Below are 25,078 nucleotides of genomic sequence, written 5' to 3'. Positions count from 1 at the left end.
GTTTAAACTGATTTGTAAAATCGGATTTATAATCTACTTAATTGTACCACAATAAATGACGATATAAAAAGAAGGTGACACATATGAGTCAAGCCCATTATTTTATTGGAGTTCATACATCAAATGAAGTACAAAATCATTTACAAACACTTCAACAAGAGGCAAGTTTAACTCAATATTATCGAAAGTTAACCTATGTTAACGACTTTCACTTAACGTTGCTTTTTTTAGGAGGTTGGGAGAGCGAAAAACGAAGAAATTTATGGAGTGCCCTTCAAGAACAAGGACCACATTTACAACCTTTTCAACTAACATTAAGTGAAGTAGGAATGTTCGGAAATAAAACGTTACCCAGGGTATATTGGGTAGGTGTTGAAAAAAATGATGCATTATTTAAGTTCCAATCCCTTGTTGAACAGCAGGCAAAATCCTCTGACTTTCCAGTTCAAGACCGTCCTTTCAGACCGCATATAACGTTAGGAAAGGGATTAAAAGATAGTAAGGTCAAAGAAGTACCTCAAAAGGTAAATGTCAAGCCTTTGTCTTGGGATATACGACAATTAAACCTTTATAAAGTAAAGCCGGGGGAGAAACCGATGTATGAAATTGAATCATCAATCTATTTCTCTCACCCTCGAAAAAAAATGATAAAATATGAATGAGGTATAAGGTAGGAGGGGTGTCGGTGGCACAGTTAGTTAAACTATCTGATTACATTTCACGTTATGAAATAGACCTTTATCGGTATACGAGCCGATATACCCGTCTTAAAAAGGAACGATGGGAGAATGCAAAACGTGAGTGGATCAGGTCAAAAGAGGGGAATCATACTACATCAATACCGACTAATAACATTTTAGATCAATCATTGAAAGGCCGGTTTAGAAAACTCCCCTGGTTTACGAAGAAAAAAGAAGAAAACTTAGAAGCTAACGGTAATTTACAAAGAGAAATTAAAAATAAATCAGAAGAAGCGTTTAAGGAGTCATTTAAGGAAGAAATTTTTCAGTTCCAATTAAATTGGGCGAGTTCAACAATTTCAGAGAAATCGAGGATTAAACCTCAATTTAAGTTCGATCATTGGCTCACATTATTGACAAAAGACTTTCCAGATTCGTATATCTTGTTTTATAAACCAGTTCTTATTTTGAAAAAAGCTCCGGTAGATTTAGAAGTAATACTCGTCACCCCAACTGAACTTTGGTTAATTGCTCCATTAGAAGGTGATGAAAGTACGATATATGATGAAGTTTCCGATCGGTTTTGGTTGAAAAGAACGAACGATCGAGAAGAAAAGATTTTGCATCCAGCCATTCAATTAAAAAGGATGAGGACAGTAGCTGAACATTTATTACTACAAGAAGAACTGTCTTTTCCGATTCGTACAGTGATTATTGCAAAAGATGGCTATATTGACGTTCCACAAGCAAGTCAGCGGATTAAAATGCTTGATAAACGTACATTTCCTGAATGGTTTGAAAAAATGAGACAAAACCGTACGCCGATGAAGCATCAACAATTAAAAGTTAGTGATGCGTTACTAAAACATAGTTTAACGGTCTCAGAGGTTCGAGGAGAAAGCTTAGACGAAGAAAATGATACAACATCATTTAAATAAATGGCTGTTTTGCTAAACTTTGTAGTTTTTTTTGCTTGTAATAGCGGAGGGCGACGAATCCAAAGAGAACGGACGTCGCCCTTGTACCACCTAGAGGAGTTGGCTTCTAGCGTATCAAAATGCTATTAACGTTTACTAAAAACAATGATCTTATAGAAGGCAGAAAAAATAAAAGGTATTTGGTGAATTTTGTAGAAAATAATAGTGTTGTTATATTTTTTAATCGAAATTTGAATCTTTAAGTTGAACAAATAGGAATTATTTTTTACAATGATAAAAGGCTTTTTTAACAAATTTAATTTTTCTACGGAGTTATGGTTAAAGATAAGGTATAATAAAACTTTGTGATTGTCTGTAATTAACGATTTATATAGATAAGGAAAAGTTTTCATGAACCTGAAGTACACTTATTTTCAATTGAGGTCTTCAGACGTCGATCATGAATAACAGCAAAAGTCCTGATGAAAATGTGGGTGAAATGATTGAAACACTTAATGGGCGAAGAGTGGAAATTACACCCTGCTGGGGGAGCAACAGGTGAAGCGTATGTTGCCCAGCAGGGAGACGAAAAAATCTTCATAAAGAGAAACTCTTCTCCATTTTTAGCCGTTTTGTCTGCGGAAGGTATTGTTCCAAAGCTTTTATGGACAAAGCGTCTAGAAAATGGAGATGTGATTACAGCCCAGCGGTGGGTCAATGGTCGTGAGCTAAAGTCATCCGAAATGAAGGCGGGGCGTGTTGCGAACCTTTTATCAAGGATTCATCGTTCGGTCGAACTGCGGGATATGTTTATGCGAATGGGAAATCGTCCGTTGACGCCGCGGGATTTATATTATGATTTGAAAGGACGTACTGCTAGGATCGGTATTCAAGACCCATACATTCAACATGCATTGGAGTGGCTTGATTACCAAGTGTCATTTATACAAACGCCAGAGCATGTTGTCTGTCATGCTGATGTAAATCATAATAATTGGATTGAATCTGAAGAAAATGGCTTGTTTTTAATTGATTGGGATGGTGCAATTGTCGCTGATCCAGCACTAGACCTTGCACCACTGCTATATATATACGTTCCGAAAAGTGATTGGGGAGAATGGCTAGCACATTATGGTGAACCATTAACAAATGAACTTGAAAAACGTTTGCAATGGTATATGGTAGCTCAATGCGTTGAAGGGATGATTTGGCGCTTTGAACGTCAAGAGTACCATGAAATTACGAAATGGTCAGACTTACTAAGTGAAATTTTAAAGGAATCAGAGCACCATTCTTTATAAATAAAAAAACTGTGCGACGTCGATTTCGCACAGTTTTTTTATGTTTACATAAAAGTTGAATCCCCTTGGGCATTGCTTTCAATTTGTTGAATATTACTTACATACTGTTGTAGAGCACTTATATCTACATTTGCGTGTTGTTCTTGAATATCATGCTGCTTTGCATATTGTCTTATATTTGAGACTAGTGACTTAACTTCATTTGGAACACTGTGGTTATCAATCAGTGAATTCGCTAGGCTTTCGACTTGAATGTATTCGCCATGAGTACCATAATGTTCATCTTGTTGGTTTTGTAAAATATCAACGAGCAGTTGTAATTGATGGTGATAATTCATTGCCATTTGTGCCACATCCTCATTTGAATTTTGCATAGTCATTTAAAGGATGTGACAGTTTCAAGAATTTATGCTTACCAGATTAGACTTCACGACCTTTTCTTTGTTCATAATCGATGGTGACAGCACCACCCCCATTTAAGAACAGTGTTAATTCCTCTTTCCAACGTGACATATGGTGTAAGTGATTATTAATATGTTCGTCAAGAGTTACTGACTCTTTTCTCTTTTGGGCATAAGCTTTGATTTCCTGAAGTGTCCCTTGAAAGTTTTCGTTATAGACATCATTTCTAAATTCATAAATGATATTTACTAACCTTTGGAAGTCTCTCTCCGACCCTTTCTCCGTTCGCTCTTGATTATCTATGATGGATATCATTTCTCTAATTAGATGAGCTTTTTCCATCCATAACCCCTCCAATATTTTATGATTTTTGTACAGGCATAAAAGGTTGTTTTTCTATTCCTTTTTATCAATGCATTTAAACTAGCCTGACATATATCATTTTTTTATCAACTTTAAAAAGTTATAGTCGATACTATATCGGTATCGAAGGCTCACAGGGTGTGACCGAATTTTGTCGATGTTCTAGTGATCAACCAAGTTTTGTTTAACGATATAAACGTTTCTATGGTAAGCTATACGTTGAGAATTGTTTAGAAATAATGGAGTGTGAATGAAGTATGCGACTACGTAATAAACCTTGGGCATCAGAAATGATTGCGAATCACCCCCAGATTGTAGAACCAGACCCAAAAAATTGGAAAGGTCGTTGGAGTGAATTGTTTGAAAATGATCATCCATTACATGTAGAAGTCGGAACAGGTAAAGGACGATTTGTCACTCGTATGGGAGAGCAATATCCAGAACGAAACATCATTGGTGTTGAAAAGTTTGACAGTGTCATTATTACTGGGGTGGAGCGATTGATTGAAAACCCCCAAGAAAATGTCCGCCTCTTAAAAGAAGATGTTAATGAAATCACTGACTTTTTTGGTGAAAAAGAAGTTGATCGGTTATATATAAATTTTACTGACCCTTGGCCGAAAAATAGACATGCCAAACGTCGGTTAACACATGAAGGATTTTTACAGAAATATGCCGAAATATTAAAGGAAGACGGAGAAATTCACTTTAAAACAGATAACCAAGGCCTCTTTGAATATTCGATTGAGAGTATGACGAATTTCGGATTTAAACTGAAAAACGTTAGTTTAGACCTTCATAAAAGTGAAATGAAAGATAATGTAATGACAGAGTATGAAGAAAAATTTTCGTCAAAAGGGATGAGAATCTATCGTCTTGAGGCTTATCTGTAAACTCAATACAGTTAAGGAGGGCGTAACATGGCATTAGAGCAATTAAAGGTTGGGGATATGACCTTTACCTGGTTAAATGGTGGAGTTACTCATATGGATGGAGGAGCAATGTTTGGGGTTGTTCCAAAACCATTATGGTCAAAAAAATATCCACATAATGATAAAGAACAAATAGAACTAAGGACCGACCCAATTTTGATTCAAGTGGATAACCTGAATATTCTTGTTGAAACTGGTATTGGTAATGGAAAGTTTTCAGACAAGGCGAAACGAAATTTCGGTATTACACAAGAGTCAAAAATAATAGATAGCCTTACTGCTCTTAAATTAACGGCTAATGATATTGATCATGTTTTAATGACCCACATGCATTTTGATCATGCTAGTGGGGCATCGAAATGGGAGAATGAAGAGCTTGTTCCGATGTTTCCAAATGCGACGTTTTGGGTGCAGGAAACCGAATGGAATGAACTAAAGAACCCTAATATTCGATCCAAAAATACGTACTTTGAAGAGAACTGGAAGCCAATAGAGCATCAAGTAAAGAACTTTCAAGAATCTGTAGAAGTTGTTGAAGGGATTAAATTAATCCATACTAGTGGTCATAGTAACGGCCATTGTATTTTAAAAATTGAGCGTGGCGGAAAAAAAGTTTATCATATGGCTGATTTAATGCCGACACATGCACATCAAAATGTCTTATGGGTACTTGCTTATGACGATTATCCAATGGATTCAATTGCTGCAAAACAAAAGTATTTACTGCCTGCCATCGAAGACGGTGCATGGTTCATTTTCTACCATGACTATAAATACCGGGCTTTAAAGTGGGATGAATCAGGGAAAGAATTTGTTGAAGCGGTGTTGAGGAATAGGGAAAATGAATAACCGAAAGTTGGAAGCCGTCCCTGTATTGAGGCGGTTTTTCTCTGTGGAGGAGAAGTATGACGTTTGTTTGGATAGGTATACATGTATAATCGACTCTTCCAGGAGGGCGGGATGGTAGATTTATTGTGAGGTTGGGTTGTCTGACCTAGCTTTTTCTTGGCCAAAATTCGAATTTCTAAGTTTTTGAACCCTACATAATTGAACGTGCTTCAATTGTGTAGGGTTTAATTAGTGAATAATCTAGAGAAAAAACGCATATACAATAGCCGGAATTTTATAAAAATACAAAGGGGATTTATATAAAAAAAGGATAATAAAAATACCGTGTATTTTAAATAAAAAAACCTGAACTGAATTCAACATCAGTCCAGGCTTCGTTTTTACATTTAGTTAAGATCTAAGAAGAATTTGGGTTTCAAAACTAAATAAGAATAAAAAACCTTCTGTGTTAAGCAGAAGGTTGATGTGAAATTAATCATCATGCTTTTTCAATTGAAGAACCGCTCCGGTAGCGGCATCCACGTAAAACTCATAGGCGCTCATTTGCCCATGTTCGTCTGTGCATGTGATCCCTCCACGGTAAACTTTAAATGTAAGGTCATCCATTTCAAGGTCTTCAGTAATCATATGAATCCATGAACCATCAACAGTACCAAGAGATTTTGATTTTTGTTTAACAAGTTTTAATGCTTTTTCTGGTGAAAGCTGTTCTTGTCGTTTTTCTAATTGATTTTTTGCAAGTACCGTAACAGCGACTCCGGCGCCTACACCGGCTACGAATCTTTTCCAACCCATGAACACAACACCCTCTTTTTTTATGTATTCTATGCATTTCAATAGAAAATGCTTGTAATTAACTTGTTCTATTATTATTACTTAAGATTTACATTCTTCTTAAGTATAGACAAGAAGTGTTAAAAAGAAAATGAGAACGACTTATAATTGGATTTATCCTATATTTTACAATGGAAAGAAGAATATTAAAAGATGTATTCAAAAACGCATAAATCAAAATCTTTTATTTCGTTTTCCGAAAAAAAGTGGAAACGTGTCTGACTATTCGTTAAAATAAAACTATCGTACATAAAGTTGTAAAATAGAAAGGGGATTCATAATGAAGCAGGAAACGTTTGATATGTTTAATACGTTAACACAGTTACCAGGAGCACCTGGATTTGAGCACCAAGTTCGTGCTTATGTTCGCGAAGAATTAAAGAAGTATAGTGATGAAGTTATTCAAGACCGCCTTGGTGGTGTCTTTGGCGTAAAAAAAGGTGATGAGCAAGGTCCTCGCGTGATGGTAGCGGGACATATGGATGAAGTTGGTTTTATGGTTACACAAATTACGGATAAAGGTCTAATCCGTTTTCAAACGTTAGGTGGATGGTGGAGTCAAGTTCTTCTTGCTCAGCGTCTTCAGATCATAACAGAAAATGGACCTGTAACAGGCGTTGTTGGTTCAATTCCTCCACATTTACTAGATGAAGCAAAGCGTAAAAAGCCGATGGAAATTAAAAATATGTACATTGATATCGGTGCTGATGACAAAGCAGATGCTGAACGCATTGGGATCAAACCAGGTCAACAAATCGTACCAATTTGCCCGTTAGAGAAAATGGCGAACGAGAAAAAGCTTCTAGCTAAGGCATGGGATAACCGTTATGGTGTAGGTTTATCGATTGAGTTATTAAAAGAGCTTCAAGGAGAAAAAACACCGAATATGCTATTTTCAGGTGCAACCGTTCAAGAAGAAGTAGGATTACGCGGGGCTCAAGTAGCTGCAAATATGATTGAGCCAGATCTTTTCTATGCACTAGATGCGAGTCCAGCCAATGATGCTACAGGGGACAAAGATGCATTCGGCCAGTTAGGGAAAGGTGCTCTTCTTCGTATTTATGACCGTACAATGGTCACTCACAGAGGAATGCGTGAATTCATTTTAGATACGGCAGAAACGAACGACATTCCTTACCAATTCTTTATTTCACAAGGAGGAACAGATGCAGGTCGTGTTCATACTTCAGGTAGTGGTGTACCATCAGCAGTAATTGGTGTGTGCTCAAGGTACATCCATACGTCTTCATCTATTATCCATGTTGATGATTATGCAGCAGCAAAAGAGCTACTGACAACACTTGTTAGAAAAACAGATAAAACATCTCTTGAAAGTATCCGTGATAACGTTTAATTTAATTGGTGGGGAGAGTGACTATACGGTCATTCTCCTTTTTTTCAGGACTTTTCCTTAGGCTCTTTTCGTAAACTATGTTGCTATTTATAAAAAGCATGGTGGAGTGAAAGGCGGCGACTCCAGCGGGTAATGCAACGGCTGAAGACCCCGCAGGAACGAGGAGGCTGAAGTGTTGCCCGCGGCAAAGAAGACACCGTGAATGCAAGTGAAGCGCAGCTTGAACGGATGTCGCGCTTGTGCCTAGAGGTGAAAGCGTCCGCCTGTAACGTAAACCAAGCCCGAAAGATTTCTCGAAAATTACAATCTATGCGAAAAGAGCCTTTCATTAAAAATGGTGTTAAAAAAGGTTAAAACGAGGAGGAATACGTTAGTGAAAATTGGGATTGGGTCAACGAACGAAGCGAAGGTTCAAGCTGTAAAATCAGTGTTTAATGATACATATGATATCGAAGCATTATCTGTACAAAGTGAGGTATCTAATCAACCATTTTCAGATCTTGAGACAAAGCAAGGTGCGATTCATCGTGCAAGAAATATTGTATTAAATGATTCATTTGAAATCGGGATTGGCTTAGAAGGTGGAGTTGCCGAAGAAAATCATCAAATGTTCATTTGTAATTGGGGATCACTAGTTACAAAGAGTGGACAAGTTTTCATTGCCGGAGGAGCTAGAATTCCTCTACCTGATGAGATTGCAGACGAACTGAGAAAAGGAGAAGAACTTGGAGATGTCATTGATCGTTGGACGAACAAAACAGGAGTCAGAAAAAATGAAGGAACAGTAGGAGTTTTAACAATGGGAATAGTTACAAGAGATAAGATGTTTGAACACGTTGTTCAACTACTTTATGGACAATGGATGTTTCATGAAGAAACGAAAAAGTAACATGATTGATATAACCAATATATTTCACCATACAAAAAACCTAAGTTTTATCATATAGCTAATGACAAAAACTTAGGTTCAACATTTTATGATCTATTACTTACTTTTCCTCAAAAATATAAGATAATGCCTTTAAGGCTTGATCAACTGTTTCAACAGTTACTTGTGCCTTTTCGGAAATTTCCTTTAATGGGTGATGAAGTGACTCAGGGCGTATGAGAATTAAAGGTTTGTTTAGAGCAATGGCTGATGATGCATCCATCGCACTATTCCATTGTTTGTACTTTTCGCCAAACAAAGCAATCACAACATCAGATTTTTTCAGTAAAACTTGTGTCCGTAAGTTGTTAAACTTTGAAGCAGCTTCGTCTTTAATAATCTGATTTGGTTGTTCACCAAGAATTTCTTCTCCGATATGATCAGAACGATCATGATCTTCCATAGGACCAACAAAATTAAGAGGTAAATTCATTTCTTTTGCTTTATCCTTTACTTCTTGTCGCCAATTGTCGTGAATTTGGCCTGCTAAATAGATCGTTAGTTCCATACTTTACCACTCCTCTTCGAAATTATTTCGTTGTATGGTATATATATGTTTATTTTACAGAACATCGAGCGAAAAGAAAATTAATGTCACTTTTTTTGCACAATTTGTGAAATTAATATCAAATTGTTTGTCATTCAATGTCGAAAATGTGTTAATATGGAACCAATAAATAGAGAGAAAAGTACTAGGAGGGAGAAAATTTGAGTGGGGAAAAGTGGAAAGGCACTTTCATTCTATTAGCGGTTATATTGTTGTTAGTAGCTTGTAACGTGTCTGAAGCAAGTGTAGCGGATGATAGTGCTGAAACTTTCATGGAGAAAATGAATCAAGAAAAGATGGAGCCGACTTATGATGAAGGGGACTTATCAATATATATTCCTAATTCATTAGATGTACATATAGTGGATGAGTACAACATTGAATTAACAAGAAATAACCAGCCTTTTTTATTGTTTTTAAACGATCAAGTCGTTTATGAGTCAAAACAATCGCTTTTAGATGAGCTTATGGTCGATGAGGAAGACACGATTATCTTAGAAAAAGCCGAAGAAAATGGAGAGCAAGGTTATATTATTGCAACACATTTCGATGAAGAGCATTACCGAGTTGTTGTTGGATATAATAAGGCAAAAGTGACAACAATAAGTGAACTAGAAAACATCCATGATGATATCGATATGATGTTTGATATCGTTCAATCAATTGAAGTACAATAACTTTTGGGAATAAGGGAGGACTCTTATTCCTTTTTTGTACGGTTAGATTTTATCAATTTTTTGTTAGTATGATAGTAAATATGATTTCGTCATTAGAATTTGCACAAAGTTAAGATTGAATATGTATTAGAATGAAACTCATAATTACGTTTTTTGCGCAATGAAACGAATGATATTATAAATTTTTCATTAAATGTACGTTTTATTTGGACTATCATAATTTATAAATTTATGGTCGATAGAATAAATGCTCCTGCGCCGCTACGCTTGCTCGTCGCAGCTCGAAGGGATTTCGAAGAAGCCGTTGCTCGTTGCTCCTGCGGTTACTCGTCGCAGGTGAAGAGTACTAAGAATCTCTTTAACGAAAAGCCAAGTTTTGTTTAAAAGTGAACGTAACTAAAGACGGCGACTCCCGGAGGATCAGCGCAGTCTGAAGATCCACTTAGGCGAAGAGTTGCCGAGCCTAAGTTAGCTGAAGACAAGCACTCGGGAAAGCGTCCGTCTGAAGTGAAGTTCACGCTTATCATTCGGAATTTCCCATCTTATTTTGAGTTATGAAATTGATTCATTAAAGTGTGCATTGGAAATTTCTTTATTTTTATCGGAAATCTTTACTATTATATATACAGTGAGTAAAACTTATAGAAACAGGTGAATAAAATGAAACAATTTTTAGAAAAGAAGGGAGTAAATCCATCCTTTCATACATACGTCATTCGTACATTGAGCTTTATGGCATTAGGGTTATTTTCGTCTCTGATTATTGGGTTGATTATGGAAACTGCGGGTGGGTTGCTTGGACTTGCCATATTAGAATCAATGGGGTCAACTGCGATGTCTTTATATGGACCAGCAATTGGGGTCGCGGTTGCATACGGCTTAAATGCTCCACGACTTGTTTTATTTGCTGCCGTAATCACCGGAGCAGCAGGTGCAGAGGTTGGTGGACCAGCAGGAAGCTTAATTGCAGCACTGCTATCTACGGAGATTGGAAAACTAGTATCACAAGAAACGAAACTTGATATTATCGTTACGCCACTTGTTACAATCGTAACTGGTATTGGTGCGGCATCGATCATCAGTCCGCAAATTGCTTTTGGTTTAAGACGATTTGGAGACTTTTTAGGTTGGTCGACTGCGCAACAGCCATTTATTATGGGGATTATTATTGCCATTTTTATGGGGCTGGCATTAACAGCACCGATATCAAGTGTAGCGATCGCAATCATGATTGAAATTGATGGAATTGCGGCTGGAGCAGCGACCGTTGGGTGTGCAGCACAAATGATCGGCTTTGCGACAAGTAGTTTCCGTGAGAATCGTTGGTCAGGCTTTATCGCACAAGGAATTGGTACATCGATGTTGCAAATCGCAAATATTATGAAAAATCCATGGATTATATTGCCACCTACTTTAACGGCAGCCATATTAGGGCCAGTAGCAACTGTTATTTTTCAAATGAAAAATAATGATGCAGGTGCAGGGATGGGAACAAGTGGCTTTGTAGGACAAATAATGACGATCCATACGATGGGTAGTAGTATGTCTGTATGGATTGCTATTGTTTTATTGCATTTTATTGCACCAGCGATCCTTGCACTTATATTCTCGGAATGGCTTAGAAAAGCTGGTAAAATAAAATATGGTGATATGAAGATTGAACAATCCTAAGGGGGAAGTATAATGAAAGAAATTATTTCACTTGATCACTTTAATGAAGTTGTCGAAAATGAAAATGCCGTGTTAATGTTTACAGCTGGTTGGTGTCCTGATTGTGTCGTTATTGAGCCACATTTACCAGAAGTCGAAGAAAGGTTTAAAGAGTTTTCATTTTATAAAGTAAATCGAGATGAGTTTATTGAGCAATGTCAACAATATGACATTTTTGGAATCCCTAGTTTTCTTGTTTTCAAAAATGGACAAGAGATCGATCGTTTCGTAAGTAAAGCAAGGAAGTCTAAGGAAGACATTATTCAGTTTTTAGATGAGGCAAAACAAAAGTAATGAAGGGCAGGGAGCTGGATATTAAGTAATTCGTTTTCGAGATGAAAAATAATAGTAATAATAGAACTGGCAACACGTTAAACATTAAGTTTTACATGTTGCCTTTTTATTGTGTTTTTTTATGAAGATAAATACTCGAATCTGTTTTACAGGCGGACGTTTTCACCTCTAGGCACAAGTGCGATCGTCCTTCAATTCTTCACTTCGTTCGAATTCACTGTAGTTTGATGCGTTGAAGCAGTTCGTAGCTTACTCGAGAAGCTGATGCTTGTATTGGAGTCACCTCCTTTTGCTCTTCAAATTCACTGGAAATCAACACTGCCCTTTTACAGAAGGTGAAAGCGAGTGGACATAAGAGAATGGTCCATTATTAAATTTATTTTTAGGGTAGACAAAATACAAAGCCGTACACTTTCGATGTCATTCTTTCTCATGTTAAAATAGTTATTGTGTAAACTAGGAGGTATGAAACAGGATGAAACCGATACAAATAAAACGAGCTATAGAAAGTAAAATAACAGATGAAAATTGGGTAACGACATTTGACCGTGAAAAAGAAACATTACGCATTGTCGATAAAAGGTATGATAAAGGTGTCACACTGAACTTGACTGCCTTAAAAGAAAAATTTCAAGAGGATGAAAAGAAGGCAGTAGAACAAACGATGGCAAATGTTTCTGAAGGTCTTCGATTATTAAATACTACGATTAAAGTAAAGGGTAATGAGAAAAATCTTTATCCTGTAATACGGTCTACATCATTTCCAACAGAGTTAGAGGACGGACGTAAGCTATTGTATAAAGATCATACAGCAGAAACTCGAATTTTCTATGCAGTCGATCAAGGCGCCTCGTTTTCGCTTATTGATGAAGAAACATTGAAAAATGAAGAAAAAACGTTTAAGGAAATCGAAGAAGCTGCTTTATTTAACGTAAGGTCATTAAAAAATCCAATGAAACAAGATGAAGTAGCAGGGAATATCTTTTATTTCTTAAACAATGATGATGGCTATGATGCTAGCCGCATTTTAAATGAAACATTACTTAAAGAAATGAAAACGAAAGTATCAGGAGACCTAGCTGTAGCAGTTCCTCACCAAGATGTATTAATTTTTGCAGATATTCGTAATGAAGTTGGATACGATATTCTTGCGCAGATGGTTTTTCAATTTTTCTCAGAAGGACGTGTACCAATAACAGCACTACCGTTTATGTACGAGAATGAGGACCTTGAACCTATTTTTATTTTGGCACAAAGAAAACCTAAAGGGTCGACAAAAAAATAAAACAAATTCGAAGGATATAATAGAAGTTAAATGAGGCTGTCTCAAGAGCGTAGTGTTAGGCACCTCCATTTAGAAAGAATAGGCCAATAGGTTTGCTCTTTCTCTTTAAGATAATGGAGGAACTTAAACACATGTGAGGCTGCCTTATTTTTTGTATGGAAGCCTTATCCATGAAAGTGAATATTTCTGATATACTTTGTGATGGTAATGAAAAAGTGACCCGTTCTATTGAACGAATCTATAAATCTAAGTTGAAAAGGTGATGACATTGAATAAAAGACTACCAAAGTTATTTTCAACGCTTAAAGGATGGTTATTTCCTACAAATGAAGAAAAGGACATGAGCCGATATGAAAATGATCAAATTCATAATGAAAATGAAATGGGTAGGAAAGTACCTATAACAAAAAATCCAGAGGCGAAAGTGATTCATCAGTATCCAAAACAAGGAGCTTTTCGTTTTCCTCTTATTGAAGATGATGAGGATGTCGTTGAAGACATAGATCAGCGAGCGCGTCGAAACGTTCGATCGATGAACGAGTATAAAACAAAGCAACAAGAGGAGAAGGTAGAGGTTAAAAACTTAACAAAAAATCAAGATACGAATGATAGTGAAAAGGTTCATTCTAATAAAGAGAAGGAGAAGGAAAAAGCGAAATTTCAAGGTGTAGATTTTAAACCACAAGAAACCCCTTCACCAATTTATGGTTATCAAAAAACGATCAAACAAACTAAGATCGATGAAGCTGAGAATGAAGCGCAACGCATTTTATATCAATATGATCGCAAAGAACATGACGACCCGTTACCTTATAAAGATGTGGCTTCCGCATCAAATATGGAAAATGATAAAAAAGTAGATGATGAGCATGAGGCAATGCCTGAAGAAACAGAGATTCAACAAGATAGGCAAAATGAACGAGAATACTTGAATGATTCGTATAACGAACCTAATGATGAGGAAGAATTACATAATGAAGAAAGTAATATAAAAGTAGAAAATACTCAAAGTCTTTTAAAAGAAAATAAACATCTGAATGAACAAAGTGAACTACAAGACGATAACGAACAAACAGAGCCTCTAGAGGAACAATCAGAACGTCAATATGAACAAACTGAATTACAAGAGGATCATGAACAAACTGAATTACAAGAGGATCATGAACAAACTGAATTACAAGAGGATCATGAACAAAGTAAAAATAAGCATATTGAAAATAGACAGTTGTCCTCACACCAGAACAAACATAAAAGTAATATAGTAAAGAAGGAAACAAAAAATCATAACAAACCAGTTACACCATACAATGTGTTAATGCTGCCTAGCGACAAGAGGAAACAAGAAAAGCGTACGAAAGTTAAAGAGGACCAATACGAGGCACCGGGTATACACTTACTTGATATTCCTCCAAGAAAAGAGCAAGGGGATGACGAATGGCTTCATCAACAAGCAGAAAAGCTGAATGAAACTTTTGAATACTTTCACATTCGCGCCAGTGTTGTTCATTACACAAAAGGGCCCTCAGTTACAAGGTTTGAAATCCAGCCTGAACCAGGGGTGAAGGTAAGTAAGATCACAAACTTAACAGATGACTTAAAACTAAGCCTTGCAGCAAAAGAAATTCGTATTGAAGCACCGATTCCTGGTAAAACAACAGTAGGTATTGAAGTACCGAATGCTAAATCTGAGCCTGTTTTTTTACGAGAGATATTACATTCACCGGTTTTTCAAAAAGCTGAATCCCCTTTAACGGTTGCATTAGGAATGGATATTTCAGGCGAGGCTGTTGTTACAGACTTACAAAAGATGCCCCATGGGTTAATTGCTGGTGCGACTGGTTCTGGTAAAAGTGTATGTGTCAATTCTATATTAGTAAGCTTACTGTATAACGCAACTCCAAAGGATGTTCGTCTATTACTCATCGACCCTAAGATGGTGGAGTTAGCGCCGTACAATAATGTTCCCCATTTAGCTGCTCCAGTTATTAATGACCCAAAACAAGCAACTGAAGGATTGAAGTGGGCTGTTGAAGAAATGGAGCGTCGTTACGAGCAATTAGCTCAAACAGGTGCAAGGGATATTGGAAGGTACAATGAGAAAATGAAGCAACAAGGAAAAGAAGATGAAACACTCCCATACATCGTTATTATTGTAGATGAATTAGCGGATTTAATGATGGTATCGCCTTCTGATGTAGAAAGTGCAATATGTAGAATTGCTCAAAAAGCAAGAGCATGTGGCATTCACTTGTTAGTCGCAACGCAAAGACCGTCGGTTGATGTTATTACTGGATTGATTAAAGCGAACATCCCAACAAGAATTGCATTTTCGGTGTCTTCACAGGCTGATTCTAGAACGATCCTTGATAGTGGCGGAGCAGAACGGTTACTCGGTAGGGGAGACATGCTTCTATTAGAAAATGGTTCATCCAAACCTGTAAGGTTGCAAGGAACATTTGTTACCGACGATGAGATCGATCGTGTTACTGAATTTGTAAAAAAAGATGGGCAATCTAATTTTCTATTTAAAAAAGAAGATTTACAACAACAGGTTGATGAAGAAGATAGTGATGACATGTTTGATGAAGTATGTGAATTTGTTGTTGAACAGCAAGCAGCGTCAACTTCCTTGTTGCAACGGCATTTTAGAATGGGTTATAACCGTGCCGCGAGACTCATTGATCTACTTGAGGCAAAAGGTATCGTTTCACCTGCAAAAGGGAGTAAGCCAAGAGATGTTTATTTGACAAAATCAGAGATGAACGAAAAAAAAATGACAAAAGGGGAAATTTAGACTACAAAGATCCCAAGATTTTATATACAATGATGTTGTTAGGATAAATTTCATAAATGAAGAAGGGCAAAAAGATTTCATGTTTTGCTCAGGTGTAAAAAGATTCATAGTATGGAGATCTGCCATTCTACGTTCCATTTAGATGCGGTCGTTTTTCCATACTGGCAAGATGATGTTGAACTTTAAAAACCTTAGGAGGGATGTTTTATGCAACAAGTTCCTTTGGAAAACCTGGTTCACCATGTATCACCAGAATGGATTCACCTGTTAACAGAACAAGAAAGAACACAATGGATTGTACTTCGTAATGGCATTGCTCAAGTTGACCAAACAGATTTGGCAGAAATTATGGAAGCGGTCATTGAAGAAAACCGTGCAAGCCCTTTTTACCAATAACAAACAATGAAGAAAATGTCTTAGGTGCACAAGGAGCATTTGAAATGGTTACAATGAAAGAGATTAAATTAAAATTAGAGGGGAAAATTAACCGTCTCACAAATAAAACATTTAAATTTGATGAACGAGTTGGAGAAGGTTGGTTTTCAGCTGTTTATTTTCTGAAAACGAAAAAAATCGCAGAAAGATTCAAAAAAGATAACATTGTGACGATGCAATTTTTCCAAAAAAAGCATGCTGTTTTATGTGGAACGGATGAAGTGATTGCTCTCATTCATACGTTTGCAGAAAACCCTGAAGAGTTAGAGATTCATTCATTAAGAGATGGCGATAAAATCGAACCTCATGAAACCGTGCTAACGATTCGTGGCCCTTACCAGAATTTTGGCTTTTTAGAGGGAATCATTGATGGGATTTTAGGTCGTCGTACGTCAGTTGCAACAAATGTTTACAAAGTAGTAAAAGCGGCAAAATCATCAGGAAAAGAAAAGCCAGTTATTTTTATGGGCGATCGTGATGATCACTTTACACAGCAAGCTGGAGACGGTTATGCTGCATTTATCGGAGGATCACAAGCACAAGCTACTCATGCGATGAATGAATGGTGGGGAAAAAGAGGAATCGGCACGATGCCTCATGCATTAATCCAATTGTTTGAAGGCGATGTTGTTGAAGCGTCACGTGCTTATCATGAAACATTTCCAGAAGATGATTTAATCGCTCTTGTGGACTATAATAATGATGTCATAACTGATTCATTAAAAGTTGCTAGAGACTTTGGTGATACGTTAAAAGGTGTACGTGTCGATACGTCCAAAAACCTTGTCGATCAATATTTCACAAGGAACCCTGAATTACTAGGTACATTTGACCCTCGAGGGGTAAACCCTCCACTGTTATTTGCATTACGTAAAGCACTTGATGATGAAGGCTTTCAACATGTAAAGATTGTCGTTTCAGGTGGGTTTGATGCTGAGCGTATTGAAACCTATGAGAAATTAAATGTACCTGTTGATATGTATGGTGTAGGAAGCAGTTTGTTAAATATTCATATCGGCTTTACAGGTGATAACGTTCTTTTAAATGATAAAGAGGAAGCAAAGACAGGAAGAAAATATCGTGAAAACCCAAAACTAGAACGAATTGAATATACAGAATAAGATCAAAAGCAAGGGTCTGATATTCTAATTAAAAATACAGTCGACCTTTTATACTCAAAGTGACTTGTGTTTTATAGAATATCGGCCCTTTTATCTATATTACGTAAGATGCAGCAAGACCCAACATCGTTTGGGAAAAGAGGTGATGGTTCATGAAAGATGGAAAGGCTACGTTTATTATTGACTTTGAAAAAATGAAGGAAAAAAAGCAAATAGATGCTGAAAATTCATTACTTGACGTATATGATGAGCTTTTTCAATATATTGAGAAGAAAGCGAATTTACGAGAAAAGGTTCGAGCGAAGCATATTTTCTCATATAAAGCAGGTATCCCAAAAAGTGAAGTGATGGACCCTGATATGCATATGCATTTTGAGCATTGGTTTGCCTTTGATTATGTAACAGTATTTGGTTCAAGAATGTTTGATTTGTTTATTCGAGACAAAAAGGACAAAATGTCAAAATCGATGCTGGAACTTAGCGGCTTTTTATTATTAATGTCACTAGAGCCTGTACGATTAAAAAAAGTTGAAAAAAGCGTTATCATATATGATTCATTGTTAAAAAATGAAACGAAGGAAGCTACTCCGTTTATTTTCCCTGCTGAAGGAGAAGCTGGAGAACTTGTCTTAATGCGAACAGTGCAAGTTGGATATAAGCAAATGAAGATCGGTCCAACGATTCGCCTAAACGATGAGGGGCAACAAAAAATCCTAAAAGATTTTCATATTGATGAGCATACAAATATTCTCAACCAAAGAAAGCATCTAAAAGAATATGGGATTGATTATTTACGTAATAAAAAGACATAATGAGTAATAATAGATAAAAAGAGGTTATTTTTTTGTTAAAAGAGGTATAGTTTATACAAAATCTCCTTCTTTTGCCCAGGGTAAAGAGTGTGATAGCTTCACTGAATAATTTTTGCTATAATAACCTAGTATGTTTAATAGGTATTCTAAGGATGGCTTGAATGAACGTTGTTTTAGCCATTCGCAATTTTCAAAGCTTAGGCATATACTTTATTGATAACCATCATGAGTGATCCATGAAAATGGTGCCCTCAGAACCAATGGATTTGTGGAGGTTCAACAAATGACAGTTTATCACTTTATAGGAATTAAAGGATCAGGAATGAGCGCACTTGCGCAAATATTAAGCGATATGCAATTTGATGTTCAAGGGTCTGATGTGGAAAAAGTCTTTTTCACACAAAAGCCGCTTGAGAAAAAGGGCATTCCATTGCTACCGTTTAAAAAGGAGAATATAAGAGAGAATCAAACGATTATCGCTTCTCCAGCTTACAATGAAGAAAATGAAGAAATTCGTGAGGCAAATGATCAAAATATTAAAGTTCATCAATACCCAACTTTTCTAGGTGAGTTTATCCAACAATTTACGAGCATTGCTGTTACAGGATCTCACGGAAAAACCTCAACAACAGGTTTAATGGCACATGTGCTACAAGATGCCAAGCCTACCTCTTACTTGATAGGGGATGGTACCGGTAAAGGTGAAAAAGAAAGTGAATATTTTGTATTTGAAGCTTGTGAGTACAGGCGACACTTCCTTCATTACAACCCAGATTATGCAATTATGACGAACATCGATTTTGACCATCCGGATTATTTTAAAGATGTGAATGATGTTTTTCAAGCATTTCAAGAAATGGCTATGCAAGTAAATAAAGCAATTATTGCTTGTGGAGATGATGAGTATTTACAAAAGCTCAATGCTCAAGTTCCTGTTTTATATTACGGGCTAAATGAAGATAATGACTTTTATGCAAAGGATATAAAAACAGATGAAGAAGGTACACATTTCGATGTGTATGTAAGAAGCTCCTTTTACGGAAACTTTACAATTCCAGGCTATGGAACACATAATGTTATGAACGCGTTAGCAGTAATTGCATTATGTCATTATGAACAAGTGGAATTAGAGGTTGTTCAGAAACAGTTAAACACATTTGAAGGGGTAAAACGTCGGTTTAGTGAAAAAGAATTTGGAAGTCAAGTGTTAATTGATGACTATGCTCATCATCCAACTGAGATTTCTGCAACGATTGAATCGGCAAAACAGAAGTACCCTAATAAAGAAGTTGTTGCTATTTTTCAACCACACACGTTTACAAGGACAAAAACATTTTTAGATGAGTTTGCCGAGAGTTTAAAATTAGCAGACCGCGTTTATTTATGTGATATTTTCTCCTCGGCTCGTGAACAAAGTGGTGACTTAACGATTGATGATCTCATTGAAAGAGTTCCTGGATCTGAACTTATTAAAGAGGAAACAATTCAGCACTTATTAAAGCATGAAAATGCTGTATTACTTTTCATGGGTGCTGGAGACGTTCAGAAGTTCCAGGCAGCGTACGAACAATCAGTTGAAAAAGAAGGTGCCTAAGCACCTTTGATAAGATACAAGAAGCCGGTATGAATGATTGTTCATACCGGCTTTCTTGTCGTTTATTTCAAGTTTTCAGGGTTTAATGGCATTAAGTCATTAACGACGAACCTTCCGTTCTCTCGAATTAATTCGCCATCAAAGTAAATGTTCCCTCCACCATATTCAGGGCGCTGAATATTAACAATATCCCAATGGATTGCAGAGTCATTCCCGTTGTAGGCATTTTCATAAGCTTGACCTGGTGTGAAGTGGAAGCTTCCATCAATTTTTTCATCAAAAAGAATGTCTTGCATTGGATGTAAAATAAAAGGATTAACGCCAATTGCAAATTCGCCAATAAAACGTGCTCCTTCATCCGTATCAAAAATCTCATTAATTTTTTCTGTGTTATTTGCAGTTGCTTCTACGATCTTACCGTTCTCAAATGTTAGCTGAATATTTTCGAATGTAAAGCCTTGATATGGTGAAGCTGTATTATATGTGATTGTGCCGTTTACAGAGTCCTTTACTGGAGCGGAATATACCTCTCCATCAGGAATGTTTAGTCGACCTGCACATTTAATAGCAGGGATATCTTTAATGGAGAATGTAAGGTCAGTTCCTTCACCTGTAATTCGAACTTCATTTGTCTTGTTCATTCTTGTGACTAAAGCATCCATTGCTTTGTCCATTTTGCTATAATCTAAATTACAAACGTTAAAATAGAAGTCTTCAAATCCAACTGTGCTCATTTTTGCTAGCTGTGCCATTGAAGAGCTAGGATAACGAAGTACTACCCACTTCGTATTTGGAACACGGATTTCACGGTGTACTTTTGTTCCGACTGTTTTTTGGTGAAGGCTCATTTTATCAGCTGGTACGTCTGATAATTCATTAATGTTATCACCTGCTCGTAGGCCAATATAAGCGTCCATTTCTTTCATAACATTTGCTTCAAATTGAGCGGTAAGCTGTTGTTGTTCTTCAGATGCACCCATTAAGAGTGTACGGTTTACTTCATGTTCTTTTAGGGAAACAAAAGGAATACCACCAGCTTCATAGGCAGATTCAACTAAAGCGTTCACTAGTTCCTTTTGTACACCGAAATTTTCGATAAGAATTTTTTCACCTTTTTGCAGGTCAACAGAATAATTAATTAAATTCTTGGCTAATGTTTGAATACGTGGATCTCTCATGAAGAATCCTCCTTCGATATGTACTGATTTCATTTATTATTGTACACGCGTTTTTGAGGTGAGGCTAGTACAAGCCTTTTAGCCAATTACCTCTAATTCTTGAAGGGACGAGATAGAATATTCTAAAAACATCAGATAAAAAGGAATTTTGCTGAATGATGTAGAAGAGGTTGGGTAGGTGAATGGTTGAGCATGAGTTGTAAGCGTTGTTCTCAAAAAAAGAATTATTGAGATAAAGGTGAAACGATTCAAACTAATACAAATTCGTAAACAAGAAAAGCAAAAAACCTTTCACCAATAATCATAAATTGTTAAAGTTAAGAGGAGGTAGATCAATCATGGAATGGCTTTTATACGTTAGTGTAGCAATCATCGCAGTCGCATTTGCTTTTCTCGTCTTTTATTTAATTCAAACGCTTATATCTATGCGAAAAACGATTGAAAATATTGGTTCAACAGTAGATGGGCTTCAAAAGCAAGTTGAAGATTTGTCAGAGGAATCGACACAACTATTACATAAGACGAATCGTTTAGCAGATGATATACAACAGAAATCAGATTCTTTGAATACGGTGTTTTTAGCTGCAAAAGATTTAGGAGACTCATTACAAAGAGTAAATCATTCTGTTAGGAAAGTATCAGATGCAGTTTCTAGTAAAGCAAATAACCAATCTGAACAGATGGCTCAAGCTGTACAATGGGGGAATGTTGCCTTAAACTTATGGGAGAAGTGGAAAATAAAAAAATCTGAAACTGAAAAACGTCAAGCTAGAGAAACTAATAATGAGAAGGAGGAATTATAATGAGTGAACAAAATCAAGGTGTAAACACAAAGGACTTTTTAATCGGAAGTTTAGTTGGTGGGATTATCGGAGCATCAACAGCCCTTTTACTAGCTCCAAAATCAGGTAGAGAGCTTCGTCATGATCTAAATGAACAAGCGAAGGTTGCAAAGGAGAGAACAGCTGATTGGACGACACAAGCTGTTGAGAAAGGGAATGAATTTGCTTCAACCGCTAGAGAGAATACGTCTCAGATTGCAAGGCAAGTATCAGATCAATCGATTTCGCTTATTGACAAAGTAAAAGACGTTGCAAGTTCTGTTCGTAAAGATGTTGAAGAGTTAACTGAAAGTGCTGATGACCTTGCAAGTGACCTTGAAGGGGTTAGTCAGGAAATTGCTGATTCTGTAAAAAAAGAAGTAGAGGATTTACAACGCTCTGTTGAACAATTAGTAAAAGAAGTAGAAGAGAAAGAAAAACAAAGAGCACAACAAACAACAGAAACTGAAGAAGGTTAAAGGAGACGTTTGTATGGGCATCAAGAAAATAGAGTCAATTGATCAATTTGATGAACTTTATAATGAAAAGACTGCTTACTTTTTTTTGAAAAACAGTACAACATGTCCAATTAGTCATGAGGGTTACAAAGAAGTTGAAAAGTTTTCAGCTGACCATGAAGACCTTCCTGTTTATTATTTAAATGTACAGGATTCACGAGAGCTATCTAATCACATTGCTGAGAAATTTGGAGTGAAACATGAATCTCCACAAGTGTTATTATTTGATGATGGAGATGTCATATGGCATGACTCACATTGGAACATTACGAAGAAAAGTTTAACAAATGCATGGGCCAATAAATAAAGAAAAGCAGCTGGTAATCACCAGCTGCTTTTTATCTTAGTTCCCTTGCCTCACTGGAAGTAGACGCTACTACCTTTCACGTCTAGACACAAGGGCGACATCTGTTCATGTAACACTTCGTTTGTATTCACGGTAAAATTTATAAATCTACCCATTTTAATGTTAACGTATCTCCTTGAATAATGGGGGAGGAAAACGTTGTTTCATGGTTGTTTCTTAAAATAACGGGCTTTTTATTTCTTTCCTTTGGACGTTCAACATCCACTTTAGCAAAGATATCTTGGTAGATGAATGATACATCTTCTTTTTCCACAACATGAAGCTCATCGCTATTGAATACTGTTGAGTGATCTGAAAGCTTCTCACCATTACGGTACACATTGAATTTCGCTTTTTTTAATGTGACCGCCTTTTCATTGAAGGTAACGGCGATTTCTTTATACATTTGCCAATCAAATTGTGCGAAAACATCTTGTAATTGTAACGATTCAGAACCACTTTGTTCATACGAAACATGGTCACCATCTTTAATTTTTGAATCTAGTGTTGCAATATGACCATTGATTAATAACTCGGCTCCAGGTTTTGTTACATGAACTTCTTCCCTATCAATAAAAAGCTTCCATGATGTCGTTTGAAACTCGTGTTCGTCTTGTTGTAATGAATAAAGCAGTTCGGATAAAGTTTGCGGTATTCGGTATTCAATTTGATCACGATCTTTGACTTCACTTTCCATAAAAGATACTTCACCGTTAATTCGAACAATTGGTTCTATTTTTACTTGCTCATCATTGACTGTTACCGTTATATGATCCGTATGTTCAATAAGATATTTCACAGTCGCGATTGCATTTTTGCCATCTTGTCCTTTTTCAACTGTAATTTCATCATTATGGGAAAGGAGCTCATCTAATTTAGCAGGCTGCCCATTTCTTTTTATGATTGGCGGAGTTCCGTGATCTCCTGGAATCGAAACAACTTTGCCATTTAATTTTACCATCATTGCCATCCCGGGTTTCCCATAAAGCTTAGTCAGTTCGAGTCCACTAGATATTAATGCATCTCCAATTGTTAACTGCTTAATGTCAAAGAGACGAATGTCTTGTTCATTTACTTTCACACTTACATATTCAACAGGACTTTCTTTTGCAGCAATTGCAATCCCAATCGGTGTTACAAGCTCAGGTGTTTCTTCCCACTCTTTTTCAAATTGAAGACCTTTAATTGCGTCAATACCTCGAACAGCAACGCGGTTTTCTGGTAAGGAAAGTTTTTCTGCAAGTAATGTTGTTAGACTTGGCGTTAAACTGCCTCCCCCAACAAGCATTACAGCCTTCGGTGGTTTGTTATTTAAAGAGATGATTTCATGACTGATTTTTTCTGCTAACCGATCTACCGCGCTTTGAATGGTAGCAACGACATCAGTTTTTTCATATTTTGATTCGAAGCCAAGAATATCTGTAATTGTGACTGTATCTTTAGTCATTAAATCTCTTTTAAAAATTTCAGCGTCTGGGAAGTCTAATAAATAGTGGTCACTAATCGCTTCAGTGATTTCATCACCTGCGACAGGGACCATGCCATATGCAGTTACTGTACCGAGTTCTGTAATGGCGATATCTGATGTTCCAGCTCCTATGTCAACTAAAGCAACGTTTAATCGGCGCATTGACGGCGGGATTAGAACATTAATAGCAGCTATTGGCTCAAGAGTTAATGCTTCTAGCTCTAATTCGGCGCGTTTTAAAGCAGAGATTAATGATTCTACGACAACTTTTGGAAGGAAAGTAGCAATAACCTCGGCAGAAGCTGCCTCACCTTGGTGGTCAATTAAACTTCCGATTTGTTCACCATCTAAGCGGTAATCAATGACTGAATACCCAACACAATAATCAGTGACTTGTTTATCTGACTCAGAATACGTTTGAGCTAATTTAAATTGCGCCTTTTGGACAGCACTAAGTTCTAAATGTAAGACTGACTCTTTGTCAAATATCGGATTACCTGATATATTCATTTCTGCTTTTGCCCGTTTTGTTTTTAAGGAACGGCCAGCAGCGGCTACACATACTTTTTTTAGTGGTCCGTGGCTTTTTTCAAGTTTACTTTTTACTTGATTAATAACAGATGAAACAGCTACTATATTATGGATTTGTCCATCTAGCATTGACCGCTCATTATGTTCGAGGCGTTCAACATCAACGACGTGATAATGATCGTCTTTTTTATGTAAAATAAGTCCAACAACAGAGCGTGTCCCAATGTCTAATGCGAAAATAGATTGTTCTTTTGTGCGATGCAAACGACATCACCTCATTCAAAAATAGTCATTTATCTAAATTTATTATACAGCAATTGGATAAGTTTTTGAGGAAAAATGTCGGATTGTTATTAGAATAGTCTCTATACAACCCATCACGCGCTT

At 36.6% G+C, this 25,078-nt stretch carries 25 protein-coding genes; 19 read left to right on the top strand and 6 right to left on the bottom strand.

All coding sequences use genetic code 11. The annotated features are described in order from the left end of the window. Nucleotides 1–83: 83 nt before the first annotated feature. The 3 genes from thpR (at nucleotide 84) to LGQ02_RS16000 (ending at nucleotide 2,898) form a co-directional block, all read left to right on the top strand. Nucleotides 84–662, top strand: coding sequence for an RNA 2',3'-cyclic phosphodiesterase (gene thpR / locus LGQ02_RS16010; protein ID WP_226515343.1), 579 nt, complete (start codon nucleotides 84–86; stop codon nucleotides 660–662). A 23-nt stretch (nucleotides 663–685) separates the two neighbouring features. Beyond that, complete coding sequence (locus LGQ02_RS16005; RefSeq protein ID WP_226515342.1) at nucleotides 686–1,618, top strand: hypothetical protein; 933 nt, start codon at nucleotides 686–688, stop codon at nucleotides 1,616–1,618. A 482-nt stretch (nucleotides 1,619–2,100) separates the two neighbouring features. Next, on the top strand, nucleotides 2,101–2,898 hold the full coding sequence (locus LGQ02_RS16000) for a phosphotransferase family protein (protein WP_226515341.1): 798 nt from the start codon (nucleotides 2,101–2,103) through the stop codon (nucleotides 2,896–2,898). Nucleotides 2,899–2,942: 44 nt separating this feature from the next. Here the strand turns inward: LGQ02_RS16000 and LGQ02_RS15995 are convergent, their stop codons facing one another. Both LGQ02_RS15995 and LGQ02_RS15990 read right to left on the bottom strand, forming a co-directional pair. After that, nucleotides 2,943–3,242, bottom strand: coding sequence for a YtzH-like family protein (locus LGQ02_RS15995; protein WP_226515340.1), 300 nt, complete (start codon nucleotides 3,240–3,242; stop codon nucleotides 2,943–2,945). Nucleotides 3,243–3,318: 76 nt separating this feature from the next. Continuing rightward, nucleotides 3,319–3,642 carry a YtzH-like family protein gene (locus tag LGQ02_RS15990; RefSeq protein ID WP_226515339.1) on the bottom strand — a complete coding sequence of 108 codons (324 nt, stop codon included), beginning with the start codon at nucleotides 3,640–3,642 and terminating at the stop codon, nucleotides 3,319–3,321. A 278-nt stretch (nucleotides 3,643–3,920) separates the two neighbouring features. Here LGQ02_RS15990 and trmB point away from each other — a divergent pair, with 278 nt between their 5' ends. Next, nucleotides 3,921–4,556 (top strand): tRNA (guanosine(46)-N7)-methyltransferase TrmB, encoded by a 636-nt coding sequence (gene trmB, locus LGQ02_RS15985; RefSeq protein WP_226515338.1) that lies wholly within the window; start codon nucleotides 3,921–3,923, stop codon nucleotides 4,554–4,556. Between the two features lie 27 nt (nucleotides 4,557–4,583). Continuing rightward, nucleotides 4,584–5,444, top strand: coding sequence for a YtnP family quorum-quenching lactonase (locus LGQ02_RS15980; RefSeq protein ID WP_226515337.1), 861 nt, complete (start codon nucleotides 4,584–4,586; stop codon nucleotides 5,442–5,444). A gap of 471 nt (nucleotides 5,445–5,915) precedes the next feature. Here the strand turns inward: LGQ02_RS15980 and LGQ02_RS15975 are convergent, their stop codons facing one another. Beyond that, nucleotides 5,916–6,239, bottom strand: a complete 324-nt coding sequence (locus LGQ02_RS15975; protein WP_226515336.1) for a PepSY domain-containing protein — start codon at nucleotides 6,237–6,239, stop codon at nucleotides 5,916–5,918. Nucleotides 6,240–6,558: 319 nt separating this feature from the next. Here LGQ02_RS15975 and LGQ02_RS15970 point away from each other — a divergent pair, with 319 nt between their 5' ends. Together LGQ02_RS15970 and LGQ02_RS15965 are read left to right on the top strand one after the other, a co-directional pair. Further along, nucleotides 6,559–7,632, top strand: coding sequence for a M42 family metallopeptidase (locus LGQ02_RS15970; RefSeq protein ID WP_319003476.1), 1,074 nt, complete (start codon nucleotides 6,559–6,561; stop codon nucleotides 7,630–7,632). Nucleotides 7,633–8,005: 373 nt separating this feature from the next. Further along, nucleotides 8,006–8,521 carry a DUF84 family protein gene (locus LGQ02_RS15965; RefSeq protein ID WP_226515335.1) on the top strand — a complete coding sequence of 172 codons (516 nt, stop codon included), beginning with the start codon at nucleotides 8,006–8,008 and terminating at the stop codon, nucleotides 8,519–8,521. 100 nt (nucleotides 8,522–8,621) lie between these two features. On the opposite strand, the gene LGQ02_RS15960 is transcribed toward LGQ02_RS15965, so the two are convergent. Further along, nucleotides 8,622–9,068 (bottom strand): YtoQ family protein, encoded by a 447-nt coding sequence (locus LGQ02_RS15960; protein WP_226515334.1) that lies wholly within the window; start codon nucleotides 9,066–9,068, stop codon nucleotides 8,622–8,624. Nucleotides 9,069–9,268: 200 nt separating this feature from the next. Between LGQ02_RS15960 and LGQ02_RS15955 the strand changes: the two genes are divergently transcribed. From LGQ02_RS15955 to murC, 9 genes are all read left to right on the top strand, one after another. Continuing rightward, the gene (locus tag LGQ02_RS15955) at nucleotides 9,269–9,784 is read left to right on the top strand and encodes a hypothetical protein (RefSeq protein WP_226515333.1); all 516 of its coding nucleotides are present in this window, start codon (nucleotides 9,269–9,271) and stop codon (nucleotides 9,782–9,784) included. A gap of 660 nt (nucleotides 9,785–10,444) precedes the next feature. Then, nucleotides 10,445–11,455, top strand: coding sequence for a PTS sugar transporter subunit IIC (locus LGQ02_RS15950; RefSeq protein WP_226515332.1), 1,011 nt, complete (start codon nucleotides 10,445–10,447; stop codon nucleotides 11,453–11,455). Between the two features lie 12 nt (nucleotides 11,456–11,467). Further along, entirely contained in the window at nucleotides 11,468–11,788 is a 321-nt protein-coding gene (locus tag LGQ02_RS15945; RefSeq protein ID WP_226515331.1) for a thioredoxin family protein, read from the top strand. A 475-nt stretch (nucleotides 11,789–12,263) separates the two neighbouring features. Next, nucleotides 12,264–13,073, top strand: coding sequence for a DUF1444 domain-containing protein (locus tag LGQ02_RS15940; RefSeq protein WP_226515330.1), 810 nt, complete (start codon nucleotides 12,264–12,266; stop codon nucleotides 13,071–13,073). A gap of 268 nt (nucleotides 13,074–13,341) precedes the next feature. After that, nucleotides 13,342–15,867 (top strand): DNA translocase FtsK, encoded by a 2,526-nt coding sequence (locus LGQ02_RS15935; protein WP_226515329.1) that lies wholly within the window; start codon nucleotides 13,342–13,344, stop codon nucleotides 15,865–15,867. Between the two features lie 207 nt (nucleotides 15,868–16,074). Continuing rightward, the gene (locus LGQ02_RS15930; protein ID WP_226515328.1) at nucleotides 16,075–16,263 is read left to right on the top strand and encodes a hypothetical protein; all 189 of its coding nucleotides are present in this window, start codon (nucleotides 16,075–16,077) and stop codon (nucleotides 16,261–16,263) included. Nucleotides 16,264–16,316: 53 nt separating this feature from the next. Continuing rightward, nucleotides 16,317–17,423, top strand: coding sequence for a nicotinate phosphoribosyltransferase (locus LGQ02_RS15925; protein WP_226518343.1), 1,107 nt, complete (start codon nucleotides 16,317–16,319; stop codon nucleotides 17,421–17,423). Between the two features lie 152 nt (nucleotides 17,424–17,575). Further along, on the top strand, nucleotides 17,576–18,235 hold the full coding sequence (locus tag LGQ02_RS15920; protein WP_226515327.1) for a hypothetical protein: 660 nt from the start codon (nucleotides 17,576–17,578) through the stop codon (nucleotides 18,233–18,235). Nucleotides 18,236–18,518: 283 nt separating this feature from the next. Next, complete coding sequence (gene murC / locus LGQ02_RS15915) at nucleotides 18,519–19,829, top strand: UDP-N-acetylmuramate--L-alanine ligase (RefSeq protein WP_226515326.1); 1,311 nt, start codon at nucleotides 18,519–18,521, stop codon at nucleotides 19,827–19,829. Between the two features lie 62 nt (nucleotides 19,830–19,891). On the opposite strand, the gene LGQ02_RS15910 is transcribed toward murC, so the two are convergent. Next, nucleotides 19,892–21,007 (bottom strand): aminopeptidase, encoded by a 1,116-nt coding sequence (locus LGQ02_RS15910; protein ID WP_226515325.1) that lies wholly within the window; start codon nucleotides 21,005–21,007, stop codon nucleotides 19,892–19,894. Nucleotides 21,008–21,345: 338 nt separating this feature from the next. Here LGQ02_RS15910 and LGQ02_RS15905 point away from each other — a divergent pair, with 338 nt between their 5' ends. From LGQ02_RS15905 to ytxJ, 3 genes are read left to right on the top strand one after another with little or no spacing between them, the layout of a single operon-like run. Then, nucleotides 21,346–21,810: a DUF948 domain-containing protein gene (locus tag LGQ02_RS15905; protein ID WP_226515324.1), complete on the top strand. Its 465-nt coding sequence runs from the start codon at nucleotides 21,346–21,348 to the stop codon at nucleotides 21,808–21,810. Beyond that, the gene (locus LGQ02_RS15900) at nucleotides 21,810–22,307 is read left to right on the top strand and encodes a YtxH domain-containing protein (RefSeq protein WP_226515323.1); all 498 of its coding nucleotides are present in this window, start codon (nucleotides 21,810–21,812) and stop codon (nucleotides 22,305–22,307) included. Before LGQ02_RS15905 ends, LGQ02_RS15900 begins: the two co-directional genes overlap by 1 nt. A gap of 13 nt (nucleotides 22,308–22,320) precedes the next feature. Next, nucleotides 22,321–22,653 carry a bacillithiol system redox-active protein YtxJ gene (gene ytxJ / locus LGQ02_RS15895; RefSeq protein ID WP_226515322.1) on the top strand — a complete coding sequence of 111 codons (333 nt, stop codon included), beginning with the start codon at nucleotides 22,321–22,323 and terminating at the stop codon, nucleotides 22,651–22,653. Nucleotides 22,654–22,792: 139 nt separating this feature from the next. Here ytxJ and pilM read toward each other — a convergent pair whose 3' ends face one another. Next, complete coding sequence (pilM, locus tag LGQ02_RS15890) at nucleotides 22,793–24,955, bottom strand: pilus assembly protein PilM (RefSeq protein ID WP_226515321.1); 2,163 nt, start codon at nucleotides 24,953–24,955, stop codon at nucleotides 22,793–22,795. Nucleotides 24,956–25,078 lie beyond the last annotated feature (123 nt).

The organism is Bacillus shivajii (assembly GCF_020519665.1).
Classification (GTDB): Bacteria; Bacillota; Bacilli; order Bacillales; family Salisediminibacteriaceae; genus Bacillus_CA; species Bacillus_CA shivajii.
The sequence above is the reverse complement of the archived record's forward strand: the minus strand, read 5'-3'. Positions and strand labels throughout refer to the sequence as shown.